This window comes from Streptococcus oralis (assembly GCF_003943825.1).
Lineage (GTDB): Bacteria > Bacillota > Bacilli > Lactobacillales > Streptococcaceae > Streptococcus > Streptococcus oralis_CD.
On sequence record NZ_RJNJ01000036.1, the window covers coordinates 1 to 1,018 of the forward strand.

The following is a 1,018-nucleotide window of genomic DNA, read 5'->3' on the forward strand; positions in this document are numbered from 1 at the left end:
TTGTTGGACAATGCGTGATTTTGGCGCTTCAACCAAGTGGTCAGCAATTTCCACATCTCGATTAACTGGAGCTGGGTGCATGATTATTGCTGTTTCTTTTAAGCAATCATAACGTTCTTGAGTCAAACCATGTTGGGCATGGTAGTCTTCTTTTGAAAAGACTGCACCGCTATCATGGCGTTCATGTTGAACGCGGAGCAACATCAAAACATCCACCTGATTAACAATCTCATCAATAGTTACAAACTGTCCATAGTCCGCAAACTCTTGACTTCTCCATTCCTCAGGTCCTGCAAAGAAAAGTTCAGCTCCCAAGCGTTTCAAAATTTGCATATTGGATTTGGCAACACGTGAATGATCCAAGTCACCTGCAATAGCAACCTTCAGACCCTCAAAGTGATCAAATTCCTCATAAATGGTCATCAAATCAAGCAGGCTCTGACTAGGGTGTTGACCTGAACCATCTCCACCATTGATAATGGAAGTCGTAATGGTTGGACTCGCAATCAATTCTTTGTAATAATCGACCTCTGGGTGACGAATCACACAGACATCTACACCAAGCGCAGACAAGGTTAGGATTGTGTCATACAGTGTCTCACCCTTGTTTACTGAGCTGGTCTTCACATCAAAGTCCAGTCGCTCCAGCCCTAGCTTAATCTCTGCCACTTCAAAGGACTTATGTGTCCGTGTAGAATCCTCAAAGAAAAGATTNGAAACAATCGGATGGTCTTCATAAGGAAGCTGGGCTCCATTTTTAAACTCAATTCCTCGCTTNATNAATTTCATCACTTGATCGACAGTGAGGTCTTCCATGGACACCACATGGTTCAATGCTTGTTGATTTTCTGACATGGCTACTCCTTCAGCTTTCTAAGCTTCTTCAGTAATCAGAACTCTGTCTTGGCCATCAAGTTCTGNCATCTCTACGATGATTTCTTCAGAACGACTNGTTGGGATATTTTTNCCAACGTAATCTGGACGGATTGGCAATTCTCTATGTCCACGATCTACTAGC

Annotated in this window: 1 protein-coding gene and 1 pseudogene; both read right to left on the bottom strand. The window is 42.9% G+C overall.

The window, feature by feature from the left end:
• A partial coding sequence (locus D8863_RS10390) for an aspartate carbamoyltransferase catalytic subunit (protein WP_125441855.1) occupies positions 1-855 on the bottom strand: 855 nt, incomplete at its 3' end.
• Positions 856-873: 18 nt separating this feature from the next.
• Positions 874-1,018: pseudogene (locus tag D8863_RS10395) on the bottom strand (bifunctional pyr operon transcriptional regulator/uracil phosphoribosyltransferase PyrR); the annotation flags it as partial.